25 protein-coding genes are annotated in these 20,217 nt (G+C 68.7%); 7 read left to right on the forward strand and 18 right to left on the reverse strand.

The features are described from left to right. Positions 1-3: 3 nt before the first annotated feature. Together GKO32_RS33555 and GKO32_RS33560 are read left to right on the forward strand one after the other, a co-directional pair. Positions 4-867, forward strand: a complete 864-nt coding sequence (locus tag GKO32_RS33555) for a LysR family transcriptional regulator (protein WP_154760937.1) — start codon at positions 4-6, stop codon at positions 865-867. A 101-nt stretch (positions 868-968) separates the two neighbouring features. Next, positions 969-1,988, forward strand: coding sequence for an alpha/beta hydrolase (locus tag GKO32_RS33560; protein WP_154760938.1), 1,020 nt, complete (start codon positions 969-971; stop codon positions 1,986-1,988). A gap of 52 nt (positions 1,989-2,040) precedes the next feature. On the opposite strand, the gene rpsT is transcribed toward GKO32_RS33560, so the two are convergent. Both rpsT and GKO32_RS33570 read right to left on the reverse strand, forming a co-directional pair. Further along, positions 2,041-2,301 (reverse strand): 30S ribosomal protein S20, encoded by a 261-nt coding sequence (rpsT, locus tag GKO32_RS33565; RefSeq protein ID WP_312869013.1) that lies wholly within the window; start codon positions 2,299-2,301, stop codon positions 2,041-2,043. A gap of 145 nt (positions 2,302-2,446) precedes the next feature. Beyond that, on the reverse strand, positions 2,447-3,022 hold the full coding sequence (locus GKO32_RS33570; protein WP_154760940.1) for a class I SAM-dependent methyltransferase: 576 nt from the start codon (positions 3,020-3,022) through the stop codon (positions 2,447-2,449). A 110-nt stretch (positions 3,023-3,132) separates the two neighbouring features. Here GKO32_RS33570 and lepA point away from each other — a divergent pair, with 110 nt between their 5' ends. Beyond that, positions 3,133-4,977, forward strand: coding sequence for a translation elongation factor 4 (lepA, locus tag GKO32_RS33575; RefSeq protein ID WP_312869014.1), 1,845 nt, complete (start codon positions 3,133-3,135; stop codon positions 4,975-4,977). 97 nt (positions 4,978-5,074) lie between these two features. On the opposite strand, the gene GKO32_RS33580 is transcribed toward lepA, so the two are convergent. From GKO32_RS33580 to GKO32_RS33590, 3 genes are all read right to left on the reverse strand, one after another. Further along, positions 5,075-5,524 carry a pyridoxamine 5'-phosphate oxidase family protein gene (locus GKO32_RS33580; protein WP_154760942.1) on the reverse strand — a complete coding sequence of 150 codons (450 nt, stop codon included), beginning with the start codon at positions 5,522-5,524 and terminating at the stop codon, positions 5,075-5,077. Positions 5,525-5,563: 39 nt separating this feature from the next. Then, positions 5,564-6,520 (reverse strand): alpha/beta fold hydrolase, encoded by a 957-nt coding sequence (locus GKO32_RS33585; RefSeq protein ID WP_154760943.1) that lies wholly within the window; start codon positions 6,518-6,520, stop codon positions 5,564-5,566. A 114-nt stretch (positions 6,521-6,634) separates the two neighbouring features. Further along, complete coding sequence (locus tag GKO32_RS33590; protein ID WP_154760944.1) at positions 6,635-7,600, reverse strand: zinc-binding dehydrogenase; 966 nt, start codon at positions 7,598-7,600, stop codon at positions 6,635-6,637. Between the two features lie 43 nt (positions 7,601-7,643). Between GKO32_RS33590 and GKO32_RS33595 the strand changes: the two genes are divergently transcribed. The 3 genes from GKO32_RS33595 to GKO32_RS33605 all read left to right on the forward strand — a co-directional run bounded on the left by GKO32_RS33595 (position 7,644) and on the right by GKO32_RS33605 (position 8,776). Continuing rightward, positions 7,644-7,844, forward strand: a complete 201-nt coding sequence (locus GKO32_RS33595; protein ID WP_154760945.1) for a hypothetical protein — start codon at positions 7,644-7,646, stop codon at positions 7,842-7,844. 171 nt (positions 7,845-8,015) lie between these two features. Beyond that, positions 8,016-8,399, forward strand: a complete 384-nt coding sequence (locus GKO32_RS33600; protein ID WP_312869016.1) for a guanyl-specific ribonuclease — start codon at positions 8,016-8,018, stop codon at positions 8,397-8,399. Between the two features lie 14 nt (positions 8,400-8,413). Next, positions 8,414-8,776: a barstar family protein gene (locus tag GKO32_RS33605; RefSeq protein ID WP_154760946.1), complete on the forward strand. Its 363-nt coding sequence runs from the start codon at positions 8,414-8,416 to the stop codon at positions 8,774-8,776. A 6-nt stretch (positions 8,777-8,782) separates the two neighbouring features. On the opposite strand, the gene GKO32_RS33610 is transcribed toward GKO32_RS33605, so the two are convergent. From GKO32_RS33610 to GKO32_RS40705, 13 genes are all read right to left on the reverse strand, one after another. Further along, entirely contained in the window at positions 8,783-9,556 is a 774-nt protein-coding gene (locus GKO32_RS33610) for an enoyl-CoA hydratase family protein (protein WP_154760947.1), read from the reverse strand. Between the two features lie 47 nt (positions 9,557-9,603). Further along, complete coding sequence (locus tag GKO32_RS33615; protein ID WP_246245119.1) at positions 9,604-9,855, reverse strand: Uma2 family endonuclease; 252 nt, start codon at positions 9,853-9,855, stop codon at positions 9,604-9,606. 172 nt (positions 9,856-10,027) lie between these two features. Then, on the reverse strand, positions 10,028-10,906 hold the full coding sequence (locus GKO32_RS33620; RefSeq protein ID WP_154760948.1) for a TIGR03854 family LLM class F420-dependent oxidoreductase: 879 nt from the start codon (positions 10,904-10,906) through the stop codon (positions 10,028-10,030). A 17-nt stretch (positions 10,907-10,923) separates the two neighbouring features. Then, entirely contained in the window at positions 10,924-11,616 is a 693-nt protein-coding gene (locus GKO32_RS33625; protein ID WP_154760949.1) for a sirohydrochlorin chelatase, read from the reverse strand. Beyond that, the gene (locus GKO32_RS33630) at positions 11,617-12,489 is read right to left on the reverse strand and encodes an ABC transporter permease (RefSeq protein ID WP_154760950.1); all 873 of its coding nucleotides are present in this window, start codon (positions 12,487-12,489) and stop codon (positions 11,617-11,619) included. It lies immediately after the preceding gene. Beyond that, positions 12,476-13,276 carry an ABC transporter ATP-binding protein gene (locus tag GKO32_RS33635; protein WP_154760951.1) on the reverse strand — a complete coding sequence of 267 codons (801 nt, stop codon included), beginning with the start codon at positions 13,274-13,276 and terminating at the stop codon, positions 12,476-12,478. The genes GKO32_RS33630 and GKO32_RS33635 overlap by 14 nt, the downstream gene beginning before the upstream one ends. Positions 13,277-13,298: 22 nt before the next feature. After that, on the reverse strand, positions 13,299-14,360 hold the full coding sequence (locus GKO32_RS33640; RefSeq protein WP_376766030.1) for an ABC transporter substrate-binding protein: 1,062 nt from the start codon (positions 14,358-14,360) through the stop codon (positions 13,299-13,301). Positions 14,361-14,387: 27 nt separating this feature from the next. Continuing rightward, positions 14,388-15,662: a sulfate adenylyltransferase subunit 1 gene (locus tag GKO32_RS33645; RefSeq protein ID WP_154760952.1), complete on the reverse strand. Its 1,275-nt coding sequence runs from the start codon at positions 15,660-15,662 to the stop codon at positions 14,388-14,390. Next, positions 15,662-16,567 (reverse strand): sulfate adenylyltransferase subunit CysD, encoded by a 906-nt coding sequence (gene cysD, locus GKO32_RS33650; RefSeq protein WP_154760953.1) that lies wholly within the window; start codon positions 16,565-16,567, stop codon positions 15,662-15,664. The genes GKO32_RS33645 and cysD overlap by 1 nt, the downstream gene beginning before the upstream one ends. Before the next feature lie 11 nt (positions 16,568-16,578). After that, positions 16,579-17,277, reverse strand: coding sequence for a phosphoadenylyl-sulfate reductase (locus GKO32_RS33655; protein WP_154760954.1), 699 nt, complete (start codon positions 17,275-17,277; stop codon positions 16,579-16,581). Beyond that, positions 17,274-17,426 carry an Insertion element protein gene (locus GKO32_RS33660; RefSeq protein ID WP_154760955.1) on the reverse strand — a complete coding sequence of 51 codons (153 nt, stop codon included), beginning with the start codon at positions 17,424-17,426 and terminating at the stop codon, positions 17,274-17,276. The genes GKO32_RS33655 and GKO32_RS33660 overlap by 4 nt, the downstream gene beginning before the upstream one ends. Next, positions 17,423-19,120, reverse strand: a complete 1,698-nt coding sequence (locus tag GKO32_RS33665) for a nitrite/sulfite reductase (protein WP_154760956.1) — start codon at positions 19,118-19,120, stop codon at positions 17,423-17,425. Before GKO32_RS33665 ends, GKO32_RS33660 begins: the two co-directional genes overlap by 4 nt. A gap of 106 nt (positions 19,121-19,226) precedes the next feature. Beyond that, positions 19,227-19,313: a putative leader peptide gene (locus GKO32_RS40705; protein WP_376766031.1), complete on the reverse strand. Its 87-nt coding sequence runs from the start codon at positions 19,311-19,313 to the stop codon at positions 19,227-19,229. 46 nt (positions 19,314-19,359) lie between these two features. Between GKO32_RS40705 and hemW the strand changes: the two genes are divergently transcribed. After that, the coding region (gene hemW / locus GKO32_RS33670; RefSeq protein ID WP_312869020.1) for a radical SAM family heme chaperone HemW at positions 19,360-20,217 on the forward strand (858 nt) is incomplete at its 3' end.

Consider the following 20,217-nt stretch of genomic DNA (forward strand, 5'->3'; position numbering starts at 1 on the left):
GGCATGGACACCTTGGAGACCCGCGAGCTGCGGTACTTCATCGCCGTCGCCGAGGAGCTGCACTTCGGCCGGGCCGCCGAGCGTCTCGGCATCGCCCAGCCCCCGTTGTCCCGGGCGATCCAGCAGCTCGAGCGGCGCCTCGGCGTCGTTCTGTTGGCGCGCAATCGCCGCGGCGTCTCGCTGACGCGCGCCGGAGAAATCCTGCTCCAAGAGGGCCGCGCGGCTCTCGACGCGACCACCGCCGCCGTGCGCCGCACCCGGCGCGCCGGGGGCGCCGACAGTCCGGGTGGTCCCCGCGACCGTTTGGTGCTGGCTCTGAAGGCCGGTGTGTTCCATGAGCTGCTGAACAAGCTCCTCGACGCCTACGCGGCCGAGCCCGGCGCCGCCGAGATCGAGGTCCTGCCGAGCGGCCTGTGCGAACAGGAAGGGATGCTGCGCGACGGTCGTGCCGACGTAGCGCTCATGCACACGCCCTTCAACTCCCTCGCCGGGTTCGACAGCATCGAACTGATGACGGAGGGGCAGGTGGCGATCCTGCCCGCGAGGCACCCCCTGGCCGCGCGCAAAACGTTGTCCCTGGCCGAAATCTCGGACGTTCCCGAGCTACCGCTCGCCCGCTGGCCCCGCCACGACACCTATCCGCCCGGCCCTGGTCCCGAGATCCACGACCAGACGCAGCTGGCCCAGCTGATCGCCCTCGGCCGCACGATGGCGGTCTTCCCCGAGTCTGCCCGCACCTGGCTGTGGGACGAGCACGCCGCGGTCCCCGTGAGCGACGCTCCAGTGGTCACCACCCACATCGTCTGGCCGGCGCACAGCCGCTCCCGCGTCCTGGCCGGGTTGATCCGGACGGCATCGAGGCTCTGATACCGCACCGATATCACAGCTGATCGAAGCGGTCTTGGACGAGACCGTCAGTCCGGACGCACCGTCTGCTTGTCACCTGAAAACCCTTGAAGGAGCAAGCAGTGAGGAAACCCGATTTCCGCCGGTGGACGTCCGCCGTCACGATCGGCGCCGCCGTGCTGGGAGCGATCACCATCGCGCCGAGCGCCGCGTACGCCGGCCAGCCGGCTCAGTACCACGGCGACCTCGACCTTCAGGTCGCCGTCGGGGTCGACGGCGTCGGATCGGTCAAGATTCACGCCAAGCGGTACGCCCCGGCCGGGCAGGCTCGTGGCGTGCAGATCATGGTGCCCGGCGCCACCTACGACCACCACTACTTCGACCTCGACGGGGGTGGCGACGTCGTTTCACAAGCGCGGCAGGCCGCTCGGGAAGGGTGGCTCGTGATCGCGCTCGACCGGGTCGGCACCGGCGAATCCTCGAAGCCGCCGGCCGCCTCCGTGACGACCGCGGTGCAGGTGACCTCGATCGACCACTTCGTCGACAAGATCGACAACTTGTATCGAGGGCTGCCGATCGTCCTGATAGGACACTCGTATGGCAGCGTGGTCGCCGAGGGTGTGGCCGCCGCGTCGGACAAGGTCGACGCTCTTGTGGTCACGGGCTTCATGTACCGCCGGACCTCGCCGTCGTTCGAGGGATTCCCCGAACTCACGCCGGCGGCCACCGACCCCGTTCTGGGGAAGGAGAAGCTGCCCGCGGACTACCTGACCACGGCACCGAACTCCCGGACGTTCTTCTACTACCTCCCGAACGCGAACCGGGCGACAGTGGCCGCCGATGAGCGGACGAAGACGACCACGACCGCGGCCGAGGTGCCGGGCTTCGGGCAGGAGCTGGCGACCCACGCCTTCGCGAAGGCGGTCCGGGTGCCGGTTCTGGTCGTCGTCGGGAACCACGACTACCTCTACCGGGGCGACGACCCGGCAGCCTTCGAGCCCGACCAGAAAAGCGCATTCGGCGACGCCACCACCGTCCAGGCGGTGCTGATCCCGAACGCGGCGCATGATCTCGCCCTGCACCGCAACGCGCCGTTCACCACGGCGCTCATCGACCGGTGGGCGTCCTCGGTAGCCGCATAGAAAAGCGCCAGGCCCGCCACATGCGGGTGGCGGGCCTGGCGGAAGAACGAGCTCAGAGTGCGTTGGCGCGCTTCGCCATCGCCGACTTCTTGTTCGCCGCCTGGTTCGGGTGGATGACACCCTTGCTGGCGGCCTTGTCGAGCTTCTTGGCGGCATCGCGCTGCAACTCGATCGCCTTGTCCTTGTCGCCCGCCTCGGCGGCCTCGCGGAACTTGCGGATCGCGGTCTTCACCGAAGACTTGACCGACTGGTTGCGCAGGCGCGCCTTCTCGTTCGTCTTGATGCGCTTGATCTGGGACTTGATGTTGGCCACGCGGGCGCTCCTTGATCGTCTCGGCGTATTCGCTGCCGCGTCCAAGTGGCCCCGGCGAACCGGGCTTCCTCCATGACGGAATGCCACACGGCAACGACCCGCAACGTTACCAGCCGGGCCCGCGCCGCCCGCGCCCCGCCTGGCACTACGGCACTCTGGCGCGCAGCTCGGCCGCCGTCGAACCGAAGCCGGGCGGCTCCCAGGTCCACGTCTGCAGGTCGGTGAACCCGGCCGCGGCCACCTCGGCGGCGAGCTCGTGCCGCGGCACCGGCAGCCACCTCTCGTGCGCCGACAGCACGAGCCGGCCGCCGGGGCGCAATACCCGGCGCAGCTCGGTGAGCGCGGCGGCCCGGTCTTCCCACAACTGCACGTTGTTGACGCTCAGCACGACATTGACCGACTCGTCCGGCTGCCCGGTCCGCGCCGCAGTGCCAAGGCGCACCTCGGCGTCCGGGCACCGGGCGTGTGACAGCGCCAGCATCTCCTCCGACGGATCGACACCGATGACCGTGCGCCCCTCGCCGGACGCCGCGGCAAGCCCGATTCCGGGACCGGGGCCGAGCACCAGCACGGTTTCCCCGGGCGCGAGCCTCGCCAGGCTCACCACATGACGTTCGGTGGCGGCATTGCCGCACGCCATCACCGCGCCGCCGATTCTGCCGAGCAGTCCACGCGGATGGCCGAAGGCCCGGTCCAGCACCTGGGTGTACGTAGCGCTCATATCTCCAGATCAGCACGGGCACGGTGATCCGGCATCGGGGATGACCCGGAAATCCCCCCGCCACGGCCATGGGACACTGGAAGGGACCCCGAGAAGGAGCCGAGAGTTCAGTGACGTTCGCCGACACCACGTTCACGCCGCCGGAGCTGATCCGGAACTTCTGCATCATCGCGCACATCGACCACGGGAAGTCCACGCTGGCCGACCGCATGCTGCAGCTCACCGGCGTGGTCGAAGAACGTGCCATGCGCGCCCAGTACCTCGACCGCATGGACATCGAACGCGAGCGCGGGATCACGATCAAGGCGCAGAACGTGCGCCTGCCATGGCAGCTCGACGGCACGGATCACGTGCTGCACCTGATCGACACACCTGGCCACGTCGACTTCACCTACGAGGTCTCGCGGGCACTGGAGGCGTGCGAAGGTGCGATCCTGCTGGTCGACGCGGCGCAGGGGATCGAGGCGCAGACGCTGGCGAACCTGTATCTCGCGCTCGACAAGGACCTGCACATCATCCCCGTGCTCAACAAGATCGACCTGCCGGCGGCCGACCCGGACAAGTACGCCGCTGAGCTCGCGCACATCATCGGCTGCGAGCCGGCCGACGTGCTGCGCGTGTCGGCCAAGACAGGCCAGGGTGTGCGGGAACTGCTCGACGAGGTCGTGCGTCAGGTGCCGGCGCCGCAGGGCGAAGCGGACGCGCCGGCCAGGGCGATGATCTTCGACTCGGTATACGACACCTACCGCGGCGTCGTGACCTACATCCGTGTCGTGGACGGGCAGATCACCCCGCGCGAGCGGATCCGGATGATGTCCACCGGCGCCACCCACGAGCTGCTCGAAGTCGGTATCATTTCGCCGGAACCCAAGCCCAGCAAGGGACTCGGCGTCGGCGAGGTGGGTTACCTGATCACCGGCGTGAAGGATGTCCGGCAGTCGCGCGTCGGGGACACCGTCACGAGCGAGCGCAAGGGCGCGACCGAACCGCTGACCGGCTACCGCGAGCCGAAGCCGATGGTCTACTCAGGACTGTACCCACTGGACGGTTCGGACTACCCGGAACTGCGTGAGGCACTGGACAAACTCCAGCTCAACGATGCGGCGCTGACCTTCGAACCGGAGACCTCGGTCGCACTGGGTTTCGGGTTCCGCTGCGGGTTCCTCGGACTGCTGCACCTGGAGATCACCCGGGACCGGCTCGAGCGCGAGTTTGGTCTGGACCTCATCTCGACCGCGCCGAACGTGGTGTACCGCGTCGTGCTCGAAGACGGCAGCGAGCACATCGTGACCAACCCGTCGGACTGGCCGACCGGGTACAAGATCGCCGAAGTGCACGAACCGCTGTCGAAGGTCACGGTGATCGCACCCGCCGAGTTCATCGGGGCGATCATGGAGCTGTGCCAAGGAAAACGCGGCCAGTTGCTGGGCATGGACTACCTGTCCGAGGACCGGGTCGAGCTGCGGTACCACCTGCCCCTCGCGGAGATCATCTTCGATTTCTTCGACTCGCTGAAATCCCGCACCCGCGGGTACGCCTCGCTGGACTACGAAGAGGCGGGCGACCAGATCGCCGAGCTGGTCAAGGTGGACATCCTGCTGCAGGGCGAACCGGTGGACGCGTTTTCCGCGATCGTGCACAAGGACGCGGCTTTCTCCTACGGCAACAAGATGGCGACCCGGCTGCGTGAGCTGATCCCGCGGCAGCAGTTCGAGGTGCCGATCCAGGCCGCCGTCGGTTCCCGCATCATCGCGCGTGAGACGATCCGCGCGATCCGCAAGGACGTTCTCGCCAAGTGCTACGGCGGTGACATCTCGCGGAAGCGGAAGCTGCTGGAGAAGCAGAAGGAAGGCAAGAAGCGGATGAAGAACATCGGCCGGGTCGAGGTCCCGCAGGAAGCCTTCGTCGCCGCGTTGTCGACCTCCGAGCCCAGCGACAAGGGCAAGAAGAAATAGCTGCTCAGGGGCTACCGGCAGTGCTGGTGGTTACCCAGCCGGCCGGCAGTCACGGCGATCGGCGAAACGTAGGCGGGCTGCCGGTCGGCCCGCTGGCCTACTTTCGGTCGGCTGGGTAAATCCGTTGTGCGGCAAGGAAAACGGCGCACCGGCGTTCGGCGGCCATGACGCGATCGTATTCGTGCCAGTCATCGTGGCTGCCGGTCGCGGCGATGAACACGTCACGCAGCAGGCGCGGCAGGCCGGCCGGATCGAACGCCGGGTCCTCGTCGTCCGGGCCGATCAGCCGCACCGGCCCCTGCACCGACGCCCACTGCCAGCCGCGGCGGAACACGATCGTGCCGTTCCCGCGCTCGCGTAACAGGGCGAGCTTGCGGGTGCCGCCGCGTGCGACGAAACCGACGCCGGGCGTGCCGGTCACCGGGTCGTCGATGAGCCCGGCGTTCACCACCGAGGAATGCACCGTGCCGTCCGTGCGGGCGACGGAAATCGTGGCGAGCCCGTGCTCAGCCAGTGCAAGGTCGCGCACGCGCGAAAGATCTGCCATGCCTCGACATTAGTGTGCCGCGCCTCGTGACGGGGGCGGTCAGCCCGCCATCGGCAGCCGTGCGGCCTTGGGGCGGCGGCGTTTGCTGGTGACGTCCGCGATGAAGTCGCCGACCAGTCCGGCGACGGCCGTCGGGTCGTCCAGTTGCGGGCAGTGGCCCCAGTTCTCGCGGATCAGCAGGCGACTGTGCGGTACCAGCGAGTGCAGCCGCCGCCCCGAATCCGGGGTGACCAGCCTGTCCTTGCCGCAGGCGACGACGAGCAGTGGGGTGGCGATGTCGCCGATCCCGTCGTAGGCCTTGGTGAGTTCCTCGACCAGCTGGCGCGCCTGGTCCAGCCGGGTGGTGGCCGAACGGTAGTCGGGGAAGAGGCTGGTGAACCGGCGGACGTGTTCGGCGGCCGCGACACCGTGGTCGGCGTACAGCAGGCGTGGCACGACGTACTCGGCGACACCGCGCACGACGAAGTCCGGCACTGGCAACGGAAGCGCGGCCCACAGCCGCAACGGGTACGCCACGACCGCACGGACCAGCCACGAGTCGGCGAACCCCGGCGCGGCGACCGAGATGACGCCCGCGATGGGGCGCCGGGAGTCGTGCGCCGCGCGCAAAGCCATTGTGCCGCCGAGGGAATTGCCTGCCAGCACGACCTTTCCGTGTTTCGTCTGCTCCTCGAGTACGGCGTCGACGAACTGGTCGAGCTGGGGGAGCATCGGGCCGGGACGCAGGGGATCCGCCTCACCGAAGCCGGGCAGATCGACTGCGACCGCGGAGATTCCCGTCTCGGAGAGCTGTTCGAGGACCGGGCGCCAAGTGTCGGCACTGTCGCAGTAACCGTGGAGGAAGACCAGTCTCGGCGCGCCGCGGATCAGCCGTCTCGGGCCGATTTCGAGGACGCGCGTGCGGACACCGGCATAGCTGCGCTCCCCGGCCCGGATCTGCTCCGGGCCGGCGAACCGTGCCGTCGTCTGAGGCTGTTCCCGCTCCATCGCGGTCATGTCTCCAGATTAGCGAGGAAATCTCATGTTCAGCGGCCAAACCGTGGGTCACAAACACGTGTCGGCCAGGTGTCGACAACGCGTCTGTGCAGCTCAACCCGCGAATGGGGGGTGTTAACGAGTGAAAACGATTTTGCCCGCCGTGTTCCCGGACTCCATGTCCGTGATGCCCTTTTGGGCATCATCGAGCGGCAGCTCCGCACCGATCTGCGGTTTGATCCCGGCCAGATCGACGTAGGACAGCAGGCTCGCCAGCTCGTCGCGGGTGCCCATCGTCGAACCGACCACCCGCAGCTGCAGGAAGAACACCCGTTGCAGGTCGGCACTCGGGTCGGGGCCGCTGGTGGAACCCGACACGACGACGATGCCGCCGGGCTTGAGGGACTTGAGCGTGTGGCCCCAGGTCGCCTTGCCGACCGTCTCGAACACGGCGTCCACCCGTTCCGGCAGGCGCGCTCCCGACTCGAAGGTCTGATGCGCGCCAAGGCTCTCGGCCAGTGCGCGTTTCTGTTCGCTGCGGCCGGTCACCCACACCCGGAACCCGGCCGCGCGGCCGAGTTGCACCAGCGCTGTCGACACGCCGCCGGACGCGCCCTGCACCAGCATCGTCTGGCCGGGCCGCAACCCGGATTTGACGAAGAGCATGCGGTACGCGGTCAGCCACGCGGTGCCCATCGTCGCGGCCTCGCTGAACGACAGGCCGGCGGGCTTGGGGATCGCGTTGCGGGCGGGGACGACGACGTAGTCGGCGAAGGTGCCCTGGTACTTCTCGGTGAGCAGGGTGCGCTTGGGGTCGAGGGTGTCGTCGCCCTGCCAGCCCGGCGCGTTGATCACCGAATGCAGCACGACCTCGGTGCCGTCCTCGAGCACGCCGGCGCCGTCGCAGCCCAGGATCATCGGGAACTGCTCGGCTTTGATGCCGACCCCGCGCAGCGTCCAGATGTCGTGCATGTTCAGGCTGGCGGCGCGGACCGCGACCTTCACCCAGCCGTCCGGCACCTCGGGTTCGGGGCGCTCGCCGACCACGAGTGAGTCCAGCGGGTTGTCGTAGTTGGCTTCTTTGGCATACACGGCGAACATGCCAGCAAACTACCTCGCCTCAACCCCGCGTACGCTGTGATTCATGTTCGGTGGGCTGGCCAACTGGTGGGACAGGGCCGAGCTGTGGCTGGCGCAGCTGTGGTTCCCGCTGCAGTTCGTGCTGGTCATCGCGGTGCTGGCGCCGCTGTGCGTGGGGGCGGCGTGGCTCATCGACCGCATCGTGGACCGGGTCGCGGCATGGTTGCGGCCGTCCCGTGACGAGGACTATCCGCCCCGGTCCTAGGGATTTCGAAGCGCCCGCGCGAGTTGAGCGTTGGGAGCGCGCGAGTTGAGCGTTGCGTGCGGCGGGAACGTGCAACTCGCGCACCGGGAACGCGCAACTCGCGCGGCGGGAACGCGCAACTCGCGCGGACCGGGACGCAGGCCGCGTCCGACCGTCATTAGAGTGACGCTGGTGTCCAGCAGAAGGCGCATCACGGCCGCTCTGATCGGCCTACTGGTGCTCGTGGGTGGGGGCTGGCTGGTCAGGGACCTGAGCAGCGGGAACGCCGGGGCGGCGACGACCGCCCTGTCGGCGTTGCCTCCTGAGGCCGGCCAGACGTGGCGGCTCATCGAGCGTGGTGGGCCGTTCCCGTATCCCCGCAACGACGGGGTCGTCTTCACCAACCGGGAGAAACGGCTGCCGGACAAGCAGAGTGGTTACTACCATGAGTACACCGTGCCCACGCCCGGCAGCACGGACCGTGGCCCGCGGCGGCTGATCACCGGTGCGGGGCACGAGCTGTACTACACCGGTGACCATTACGCGTCCTTCGTCGTGGTCGATCCCTCCAGATAGCAAGTTGAAGGCCCATGGAGCACCTCAGTATCAAGATCCTCACTGACCAGGCGCGCGCCCGGGGCGCCTACCTGCACGTGATGGCGGGTCATCCCGTGGACAAGCTGTCCACAATGGACGCCATTGCGACGGCGCTGTCGTTCCCGGAGTGGTTCGGCCGCAACCTCGACGCCCTTTACGACTGCCTGACCGACCTGTCCTGGCTGCCCAGCGGTGAACACGTGCTGATCTGGAGCGGCTCGGACGAGTTGAAGGCCGCGGACCCGCGCGCCTATCTGGCCATCCGCAGCGTGCTGTCGGACGCCGAACGCGCCATGGCGCCGGGCGGCGACCGGGCCGACAGCCGCCGCCTGACGCTGGCGCTTCCCGCAGACTGACGCGGGTCAGTCTGCGGGAACCCAGCTGGGTTTGCGCTTCTGCGCGAACGCGCTGATGCCCTCCTGCCCTTCCTCGCCGGCGAAGAAACGGGCGGACAACGCGTTCATCGCGCGGAACCCGGCCGACGGGGTGGGCGGTTTCGGGCTCGACAACAGTTCCTTCGTCGCGGCCAGCGCGTTCGGGCCGCCGAGCGCGAGCGCCCGGACGTAGTGGTCCACCTCGTCGTCGAGTTTTTCCACATCCGTCGCCCTCGTGATCAGGCCGATTTCCGCCGCGCGGGCGGCGTCGAACGTTTCGCCGGTGAGGAACAGTTCCTGCGCCGCCCGCGGTGCGATCCGGGGGAGCACCACGAGCGAGATGACGGCGGGCACCACCCCGATCCGCACCTCGGAGAACGCGAACGTGGCCTCGTGCGCGGCGACGGCGATGTCGCACGCGGCGACCATGCCGACCCCGCCTGCCCGTGCGGGACCCGCGAGCCGTGCGACGACCGGCTTCGGGCTGCTCCACAGTTGCTGCAGGATCTCGGGAAACTCGTTGACGCCCTGATCACCCGCATCGGCGCCGCGAGCCTCCTTGAGGTCCATTCCCGCGCAGAAAACCGGGCCGGTGTGGGTCAGCACGATGACGCGCACGGCTTCGTCGCCCTGCGCCTTCGCCAGCGACGCACGCAGTTCACGGCGCAGCTGTGCGGACAGGGCGTTGCGGTTGTGCGGCGAGTCCAGCGTGATGGTCGCGGTGCCGCCCGCGTGCGAGTAGTGCACCAGTTCGTCAGCCATGGCCGCCACTTTAACGACGCGACGTCCGCGACACCATCCATTATGGACTAGGCGCGGAGCTTCCCGAGGTCGAGCTCGAGCGGGAATGGTTCCGTGGTGGTGAAACTGTTCGTGGCCGCCGGGGTGTCCTGATAGCCGAGCTCGCCCGCACGATGGCAGGAAACAAGGGAAATCGGCTCGTCGAGGTCGACGATCCAGTAGTGGGGAATACCGGCGTCGGCGTACTCGCCGTGTTTGACGACGGTGTCCATCCGGTACGAGCTGGGCGAGAACTTCGTACCGTTCAGGCAGCTGAGCATCGAGCCGGTATGCCAGTCGTTTGGATGCACGATTGTGCGCGGGTCGCGGGATCGGCGACAGCAACGGGTGGCCTTCCTGAAGCTCGGTGTAACCAGGCTCGGTCTCGCCGAGCGCCGCATACGCCACCCACTCTCGCAGGCCCGCCGCCGACCGAAACCGCGGTCTTCCGCGTCAGTTCTGGCGCGGCAGCAGTTCCCGCACGAAGGCGTCCAGGAACTCGCCGAAGGGCTGGGGACCGCGGTGGTACACCACGAACTTCGTCAGGCCCGCGTCGAGATACGCGTCCAGCAGCCGGTGCAGGTCCGGCCAGCTCGCGGCGATGATGTCGCCGGGATCGGCGTCGGGACGGCGGGAACGGGCGACCGCGGCCAGTTCCGGGGTGATGCCGCCGCCGGCGAGCAGCAGGCTCATGCCGTAGTGGTCCGGCTCGATTTCGCGCCCCGCTTCGCTCGCCGCGGATTCGATGGCGAGCCGCGCGGCGCGGGCGTCGGGCGCGGGCAGGAAACTGCCCAGCCAGCCGTCACCGTAACGGCCGATCCGGCGCAACGCTGCCGGGGCGGCTCCGCCGAGCCAGATGTCCAGCGGTGTGGCGGGCACCGGGCCGAGGCCCACCTCGTCCAGTTTGTAGAACTCGCCCGCGAAATTACGCGCGCCGGCGAGCGCGGAACGCAGCAGCCGCAACGATTCGTCGAACACCTCGGCCCGCCTGCCGTCGGGCACCTCGAACAGGTCCCGCTCCTCCCGCCGCGCCGGGCGCAACCCGAACACCGGCAGGACCCGCTTCGGCGCCAGCGCGGCCAGTGACGCCAGTTGCTTCGCCACCAGCACCGGTTGCCGTCCCGGCAGCACCGCGACCGAGGTGCCGACCTTGAGGTGCGTGGTGCGCGCAAGCGCATGCGCCATGCCGATGAACGGGTCGACACCGTCGGAGTACACGTGCTCCGACAACCACAGCGAGTCGATTCCCGCGGCTTCGGCCCGGTCGACGATCCTGCTGAAGTTCTCCGGCGAAGTTTCCGAACCCAGACCGATGCCGATGCGGATTTTCATACCAGCCACGATACGGCTTACGCGGCGCGCGCGAGGGTCGCGTGATACCGGGCCAGTACCAGTTCCGCCACGCGCGGGTCAGGAGCGAGGGAATCGGTGAGCAGCACCGACGGTTCCGCCTGCCGGGCCCGTGCGGCGATCCGGTCCGGCAACAGTCCCGGCGCCAGGAACCACGAAGCGACCGCGAACCGCCGGGCGCCACGGGCCCGCAGTTTCGCGATCGCGGACGCCACATCCGGCTTGGCCGTCGCGAAAGCCGGAGCGACGAGCATCGGGTACCGCGTGTTCCAGCGCCGTGCCAGTGCGATGACCGCGTCGTTCGCCGGCGCGTGGGAGGACCCCACCGCGGCCACCACGACGCCGAGCGAGGGATCAGCCGGGTCCGCGCCCGCCGCACGCAACCGGTCGAGTGCGATGTTCTCCAGCAACGGATCCTGACCCAGAACGTCCGCAATGGACACTCGCAGCCGGGGCACCTCCCGGACCAGCGCGGGCAGGTCGACCCGGGCGTGGTAGGCGCTGCCGAGCAGCAGCGGCACGACGACCGCGTCGCGATGTCCTTGTGCGGCAAGGGAACACAGCACATCCGTCAGCAGCGGAGCTGACAGGTCCAAAAAGGACACTCGGGCACCGAGTGGCAGCGCGCGGATCGTCGCCGCAGAGCGGGGATCCCGGCTCCCGTGTGCGACGACGACCAGCGGCGCGTTCATCTACACCGACCCGGTCAGCCCGCGGGCACGCAGCACGGCCCGCTCCAGCGGCCGGAACACCAGCAGCTCGATACCCACGCCCACCAGCAGGATCAGCACGATCGCCGAGATCACCGTCGGCATGTCCGACAGCGTGCGGCCGTCGTCGAGATATGCGCCGAGACCCTTGCCCAGCAACGGCGAAGTGGCGATGATTTCCGCCGCCATCAGCGACCGCCACGAAAACGCCCAGCCCTGCTTGAGTCCCGCGAGATACCCGGGCAGCGCGGCCGGGAGCAGGATGTGCCACGACGCCTGCAACCGCCGCGCGCCCAGCACCTTGCCGACCCGCGGCAGGATCGGCGGGACCTGGTCGATCCCGGCCACCAGACCGTTCGCGATCGAGGGCACGCTGCCCAGCAACAGCACGGCGTACATGGCCGTCGGGGTGACGCCGAACCACAGCACGGCCGCCGGCACCCACGCGACCGACGGCAGGCTCTGCAACCCGGACAGGAACGGGCCGATCGCCGAGCGGATCACCCGGATCTTCGCCACCGCAAGGCCCAGTGGCGTGGCGATGACGATCGCGGCGAGGAAGCCCAGCACCGCGCGGTGCACGGACGTCCAGATGAACCCGAAGGCCTGTGCATCGGTGATCCGCGACCACAGTTCCGTCCACACCGCGAGCGGCGCGGGGAGCTGGAACTCGGGCCAGAACGCGGCGGCCCACAAGATCTGCCACACCACGACGACGACCACCAGGAACGCCACTGGCGGCAGCACGGCCCACAGGATCCGTTGCGTGCGGCGGCGGCTCGGCTGTTCGGGTGGCGTGTCGAGCGCGTCGAGACCCGCTTCGACCGCCTCGTCCAGATCGTCAAGCCGCGGCATGACTGGAGATCACCTCGCGCAGGCGCTGGTTGATGACCGTGACGGTCGCCTCCTCGTCCGCCGGTGAGAGGTTCCGGACCCACCACTCCTGCACGACACGGCCCGGCCGCGAGGACAGCAGCACCACCCGCTGTCCGAGACGCACGGCCTCGCGGACGTCGTGGGTGACGAACACGGCGGCCGCTCCGGTCGAACTCCACACCCGCAGCAGCTCCGACTGCAGCACGTCACGCGTGATCGCGTCGAGCGCGGAGAACGGTTCGTCCATCAGCAGCAACGACGGCAGCGACGCATCTTTTCCCGTGTGCAACGCCGAAGCGAGTGCGCGTGCCAGCGCGACCCGCTGGCGCATCCCGCCGGACAGCTCGTGCGGGCGCTTGCCGCCGACGCCGGACAGCCGCACCAGCTCCAGCAGTTCGCCGGTGCGGGTGCGGCGTTCCGTGCGCGGGATTCCGGCCAGCCGCAACGGAAGTTCGACGTTCGCGGCGGCGGTGAGCCACGGCATCAGCGCTGCTTCCTGGAACATCACCGCCGGACGCGAGCTGTTCAGGTAGATCTCGCCGGCGGTGGGTTTTTCCAGCCCCGCCACCAGGTTCAGCAGTGTCGTCTTGCCGCAGCCCGACGCGCCGAGGAGGCAGACGAACTCGCCGGGGGCGACGTCGAGGTCGACCCCCGCGAGCGCGGTCACCGCGCGCTCGCCCTGGCCGAAGGTCTTGTGCACCCCGGAAAGCCGCACAGCGTGGTCCGTCGCGGGCCGCACGGTCGATTCGTCCAGTGTGGCGGTCATCGGCTTCGCTCCTCGGATGGGGTCACTTCCGGTCCAGTCCGGCGGCGCTGACGGTCGGTTTGCCTGCCGCGGTGAGCACGGCGTTGAGCGAGTTCAGGTCGAAGAAACCGTTGAGTTTGGCCGCGCTCTTCGCGATCCCGGCGGTCACCTGATCCTGCGCCAGCTGCGGGAACTGCGAAGCCAGCGGATCGGTGGTCAGCTCGATGTTCTCGAACGCGCGGTCCAGCACCGGCTGCGACAATGCCGAACCGGTCAGGGTTTTCAGCTGCCGGTTCACCGCGGCCTTCGCCTCGGTCGCGTCGGTCGCCGCGAGGTTGTTCGCGTCCAGGACCGACTTGAGTACGGCCTGCACGGTCTGCGGGTGCTGGGTGAGGAAGTCCTTGCGCACGATCACGACCGTGGTCGGGAACTTTCCGTTCGGCCACAGGGTTTTCTCGTCCACCAGCACCTTCGCCCCCGCCTCGGCGACGAGGCGGGAAGACCACGGCTCCGGGAGCCAGGCACCGGAGACGGCGCCTTTGCGGAACTGGTCGAGGGTGACCGAGTTGTCCTCGCTCTGCACGTTGACCCCGGTCAGCTTCTGGTCCGAGATCCACTTCTTGAGGGACACGTCCTGTGTGTTGCCCGCCTGCGGGTCGGCGACGATCTTGCCCTGCAAATCCTGCGGGGTGTTGATCTCGGGCTTCACCACGAGCTGTGCGCCACCGGAGGTCGCACCGGAGACGAGCCGGACGGTTTCCCCGTCCGACTTGGAAAACGCGTTGATCGCCGGACCGGACCCGATGAAGCCGATGTCGAGGGAACCGCCCAGCAGCGCCGAAACCTCATCCGGGCCGGCGTTGAACTTCGTCGGGGTGAGCTTCGTGCCCGCGCCCAGTTGCCGGGTGAAGTAACCCTTGTCGAGCCCGATCAGCGCGGAAGCGTGGGTGACGTTGGGGAAGTAGCCGAGCCGGACCTCGGTCGCCGGCGTGCCCCCGGTGGTCGCGGCGGGAGCCGCGCTGTCGGTGGAATCGGCACGGGAACACCCGGCCACTACCGCCAGCAACGACACTGCCACGGCGAGGGCTCGGGTGCTGCGTCGCACACTTCTCACGAACGGGCCTTTCGGTTTTCAGGAAGACAGAACGGACAGTGGAGCGCCGACCAGTCCGGCGGCGAGCGTGGTGCCGTCAGCCGCGTCGATCACCAGGAACGACCCGGTGCGGCGGTTGACCGCGTAGTCATCGACCGGCAGCGGCTCCGCGGTGCGAATCCGGACCCGGCCGATCTCGTTGAGCTGCAACGTTTCCGGAGAGTCTACAGTGGACAGCTTCTGCTCGTCGAAACGCGCGGTCAGCTCCTCGACGAACGCCTGCACGGTGCGGGTGCCGTGTTTCACCAGCACTCGCGCACCCGATTTCAGCGGCTTTTCCGACAGCCAGGCCAAAGTCGCGCCGAACTCGTCCGAGGACACCGGCGCCGATTCCGCGGCGGCGATGACGTCACCGCGGGAGATGTCGAAATCGTCGGCGAGCAACAGCGTGACCGAACGCCCCGCGGCTGCTTCGTCCAGCGGGCCGTCCGCGGTGTCGATGCGCTCGACGGTGGTGCGCAGCCCGGCGGGCAGCACCACGACCTCGTCTCCCGGGCGCACGGTGCCGGCCGCGACCTGCCCGGCGTAGCCGCGATAGTCGGGGTGTTCCGGAGTGCGCGGGCGGATCACGTACTGCACCGGGAACCGGAGCGGCACGTCGTGCGGATCCGGTGCGGCGGGCACGTTCTCCAGGTGCTCGAGCAACGTTGGCCCGTCGTACCAAGGAGTTTTGGTGGAGCGGTCCACCACGTTGTCCCCGACGAGCGCGGAGACGGGGATCGACAGCACCGAACCGGCGGGGTAGCCGAGTGTCGTGGCGTGGTCGGTGAACTCCTTGGCGATCACGGTGAACGTCTCCTCGTCGTAGTCGACGAGGTCGATCTTGTTCACCGCGAGCACGAGCCGCGGCACGCCGAGCAACGCGAGCACCGCGGCGTGCCGGCGGGTCTGCTCGACCACCCCGTTGCGCGCGTCCACCAGCAGGATCGCCAGCTGCGCCGTCGAAGCGCCGGTGACGGTATTGCGGGTGTACTGCACGTGGCCGGGGGTGTCGGCGAGCACGAAGGAACGCTGGGGGGTGGCGAAATAACGGTACGCCACGTCGATCGTGATGCCCTGCTCGCGCTCGGAGCGCAGTCCGTCCACGAGCAGCGACAAGTCCGGAGTGGACAGTCCGCGGTCGACACTCGCCCTGGTCACCGCGTCCAGCTGATCGGCCAGCACGGATTTGGTGTCATAGAGCAGGCGTCCGACCAAAGTGGACTTTCCGTCGTCCACGCTGCCCGCGGTGGCGAGCCTCAGTAGAGAACTCATCAGAAGTAGCCCTCCCGCTTGCGGTCCTCCATCGCGGCCTCGGACAACCGGTCGTCGGCGCGGGTCGCGCCGCGCTCGGTGAGCCGGCTCGCCAGCACCTCGGCGATGACCTCGTCCACCGTGGTGGCTTCGGATTCGACCGCGCCGGTGCACGAACCGTCGCCGACGGTGCGGTAACGCACGGAAAGCTCCTTGACCTCCTCGCCATCACGTGGGCCGCCCCACGGGCCTTCGGTGAGCCACATCCCGTCGCGCCGGTAGACCTCGCGCCGGTGTGCGTAGTAGATCGAAGGCAGCTCGACGTTTTCGCGCGCGATGTAGTTCCACACGTCGGCTTCGGTCCAGTTCGACAGCGGGAACACCCGCACATGTTCCCCTGGACGGTGCCTGCCGTTGTACAAGTTCCACAATTCGGGACGCTGCCGGCGCGGTTCCCATTGACCGAAGGCGTTGCGCAGGCTGAAAATCCTTTCCTTCGCCCGTGCGCGCTCCTCGTCGCGGCGCCCGCCGCCGAACACCGCGTCGAACTTGTGCTCGGTGATGGTGTCCAGCAACGGCTGGGTCTGCAACGGATTCCGCGTGCCGTCGGGCCGCTCGGTCAGCCGCCCGTCGTCGATCCAGTCCTGCACGTTCGCCACGATGAGCCGCAGCCCGTGCTTCTCGACGACGTGATCGCGGAAGGCGATGACCTCGTCGAAGTTGTGCCCGGTGTCCACGTGCAGCAGGGGAAACGGCACCGGCGCGGGCCAGAACGCCTTGATCGCCAGGTGCAGCAGCAGGGTCGAGTCCTTGCCGCCGGAGAAGAGGATCACCGGCCGGTCGAACTCACCGGCCACCTCGCGGAAGATGTGGATGCCCTCGGATTCCAGCGCCTGCAGGTTGTCGGTCGTCTCAACGGTGGTCATGCCTTGTCCCCTCAGCCATGCAGTCCGCACTCGGTTTTCGACGAACCGGCCCACCGGCCGCTGCGCGGGTCGGCGCCGGGGGCGACCTTCGCGGTGCACGGGGCGCAGCCGATCGAGAGATAACCCACTGACACCAGCGGGTTCTCCAGGATCCCGTGCTCGGTGATGTAGGCGCGGAACTCGTCGTCGGTCCACGGCGCGATCGGGTTGATCTTGACGAGGCCGTTGCGCTCGTCCCACGTGACGATCGGGGTGTCCGCGCGGGTCGGCGCGTCCACCCGGCGCACGCCGGTGACCCACGCCGAGTACTTCGACAGCGTCTGGCGCAGCGGGACCACCTTGCGCAGGTGGCAGCACTGGTTCGGGTCGCGCTCGTGCAGTTTCGGGCCGTACTCGGCATCCTGCTGCGCGACCGACTGTTCGGCCTGTGCGTTGACGATCCGCACCTGCGGGTACACCGTCGCGACCGCGTCACGGGTGCCGAGTGTCTCCGCGAAGTGGTAACCGGTCTCCAGGAACAGAACGTCCACATCGGACTTCACCTGGGTGGCCAGGTCGATCAGCACCGCGTCCTGCATGTTGGACGCCACGATGAAATCGTCGCCGAAGGTCTCCGCCGTCCAGCGCAGCACCTCCAGTGCGCTCGCGTCGGCCAGCTCCTCGGATGCCTTGCCCGCCAACGCTTTCAGGTCTTCGGTGACCGCCGTCATTTCGCTCCCTCGGGTAGCCGGATGCCCAGGAAATTCACGGTGAAGACGCGCCGGCAGGCACCGCAGAGCCAGCCGCGGTCCTCCTCGACCGGACGAAGGTCTTCATCCCCGCAGAAGGGGCAGTAGAACGGCGTCGCGCGCTCGCTCATCGCAGCGCGTCCTCGTCGGCGCGGGCGACCCACTGGGCGAAGCGTTCGCCTTCGGTGCGCTGCGCGTGGTAGTTGCGCACGACCCGTTCCACGTAGCCGATCAGCTCGTCACCGGTGACCTTGTGGCCACGCAACTTGCGGCCGAACCCGGCGTCGAGGCCGAGCCCGCCGCCGAGGTGCACCTGGAAACCCTCGACCTGGTTGCCCGCATCGTCGGTGACGATCTGGCCCTTGAGGCCGATGTCGGCGGTCTGGATGCGCGCGCACGAGTTCGGGCACCCGTTGATGTGCACCGACACCGGAGTGTCCACATCGGACTGGATATCGGCCAGTCGCTCTTCGAGCGCGGTCACCAGGTCACGCGCGCGTGCCTTGGTCTCCACGATCGCGAGCTTGCAGAACTCGATCCCGGTGCAGGCCATCACGCCGCGCCGCCACGGGGTCGGCTCGGTGGGCAGTCCGAGTTCCTCCAGTTCCGCCTGCAGGCCCTTGACTTCCGCCTCGGGCACGTCGAGGACGACGAGCTTCTGCAGCGGGGTCAGCCGGACCCGGTTCGAGCCCGCGCGCTCGGCGGCCTTCGCCGCGGCGATCAGCAGCGAACCCGACACGCGGCCGGCGACCGGGGCGGCACCGACGTAGTAGTTGCCGTCCTTCTGCCGGTGCACACCGACGTGATCATGCTGTGTCTTCGGCACTTCCGGCGCGGGGCCGTCGATCAGCTTCCGCTCCAGGTACTCGGATTCGAGGACTTCGCGGAACTTTTCGGCGCCCCAGTCCTTCACGAGGAACTTGATGCGCGCCCGCGAGCGCAGCCGCCGGTAGCCGTAGTCGCGGAAGACGGAGATGACGCCTGCCCACACTTCGGGCACCTCGTCGCTCGGCACCCACGCGCCGAGCCGCTGGCCGATCATCGGGTTCGTGGACAGCCCGCCACCGACCCACACGTCGAAACCGGGGCCGTGCTCGGGATGCACCACGCCGACGAACGCGACGTCGTGGATCTCGTGTGCCACGTCCGGCAGACCGGAGACCGCCGTCTTGAACTTGCGCGGCAGGTTCGCGTACTCGGGCTTGCCGAGGTAGCGGCGTTTGATCTCGTCGATCGCCGGGGTGCCGTCGATCACCTCGTCCTCGGCGATGCCGGCGAGCGGCGAGCCGAGGATGACGCGCGGGCTGTCGCCGCACGCGGTCATCGTGGTGAGCCCGGCGCCCTCGAGTTTCTCCCAGATCGTGGGCATGTCCTCGATTCGGATCCAGTGGTACTGGACGTTCTGCCGGTCGGTGATGTCCGCGGTGTCGCGCGCGTAGGTCTGCGAAACCTCACCGATCACCGCGAGCTGCTCGGTGGTCAGGTCCCCGCCGTCGATGCGCACGCGCAGCATGAAGAACTCGTCGTCGAGCTCCTCGGGTTCGAGCGTCGCGGTGCGTCCGCCGTCAATGCCGGGCTTGCGCTGGGTGTACAGGCCGTACCAGCGGAAACGGCCGCGCAGGTCACCCGGGTCGATCGAGTCGAAGCCGCCGTGGGCGTACGTGCTCTCGATCCGCGACCGCACGTTGAGCGGGTGATCGTCCTTTTTCGACCGTTCGTTGGGATTGAGCGGCTCGCGGTAGCCGAGCGCCCACTGGCCCTCGCCGCGCCGCTGCTTGCTGCGCGGGGCACGGGCCGGGGATGTTTCGCGCGGCGGCGAAGCCATGAGGAGTCCTCCGGGGGTGTCATCGGAGGGCGTCGGCGCGCGGCAATCCCCGGGGAATCGAGCGACGGGGAGCGACCGACGCCCGGGTCCATGGTGGTGGGTGGCGTCAGTGGAACATGCGGCACAGCGCGCTGGCGACACGCCGGAGATCGACGTGGCGTCGCGCCACGAGGAGCACACCGGCATAAGTCACGCATCCAGCGTGCCACGAGCCCAGATGGTGGTCCAGCCACGTCCGGATCGTGGGAGGAGCATCACGCTTCTTGACATGGGGGACACTTAGGGGCGTGTGCAGTGCCTTTGGTGTCTACGTCCATGTGCCCTTCTGCGCCACCCGGTGTGGCTACTGCGATTTCAACACCTACACGGCGGGGGAGCTCGGCTCGGCCGCGTCGCCTTCGTCGTGGCTGGAGGGGTTGAAACGGGAGCTCGCGCTCGGCGTCCAGCGGGTGGGCGCGCGACCAGCGGAGACGGTGTTCGTCGGCGGGGGCACGCCGTCGATGCTGGGTGCGGACGGGCTCGCCTCAGTACTCGGCGCGGTCCGTGGCAGCTTCGGGCTCGCGCCGGGCGCGGAGGTGACGACCGAGTCGAACCCCGAGTCCACGTCGCCGGAGTTCTTCGCCGGGATCCGCGAGGCCGGGTACACGCGCGTGTCGCTGGGCATGCAGTCCGTGGCGCCGCATGTACTGCGGGTGCTCGACCGCGTGCACACTCCCGGGCGCCCGGTCGAAGCGGCGATCGAAGCGCGGGCCGCGGGCTTCGAGCACGTGAACCTCGACCTCATCTACGGCACCCCGGGTGAACGCGTCGAGGATCTGCAGGCTTCGCTGGACGCGGTGCTCGCCGCCGGGGTCGATCATGTGTCGGCGTACTCGCTGATCGTCGAAGACGGTACGGCGCTTGCCCGGCGAGTGCGGCGCGGCGAGCTGCCCATGCCGGACGAGGACGTGCTGGCCGAGTACTACGAGCTGATCGACGCGAAGCTGGCCGCGGCCGGGCTGACCTGGTACGAGGTGTCGAACTGGGCGGCTTCCGCTGGGGCACGGTGCCGGCACAACCTGGGCTACTGGCGGGGCGGTGACTGGTGGGGCGCGGGG

The sequence above is a fragment of the Amycolatopsis pithecellobii genome (assembly GCF_009707865.1).
Taxonomy (GTDB): domain Bacteria; phylum Actinomycetota; class Actinomycetes; order Mycobacteriales; family Pseudonocardiaceae; genus Amycolatopsis_E; species Amycolatopsis_E pithecellobii.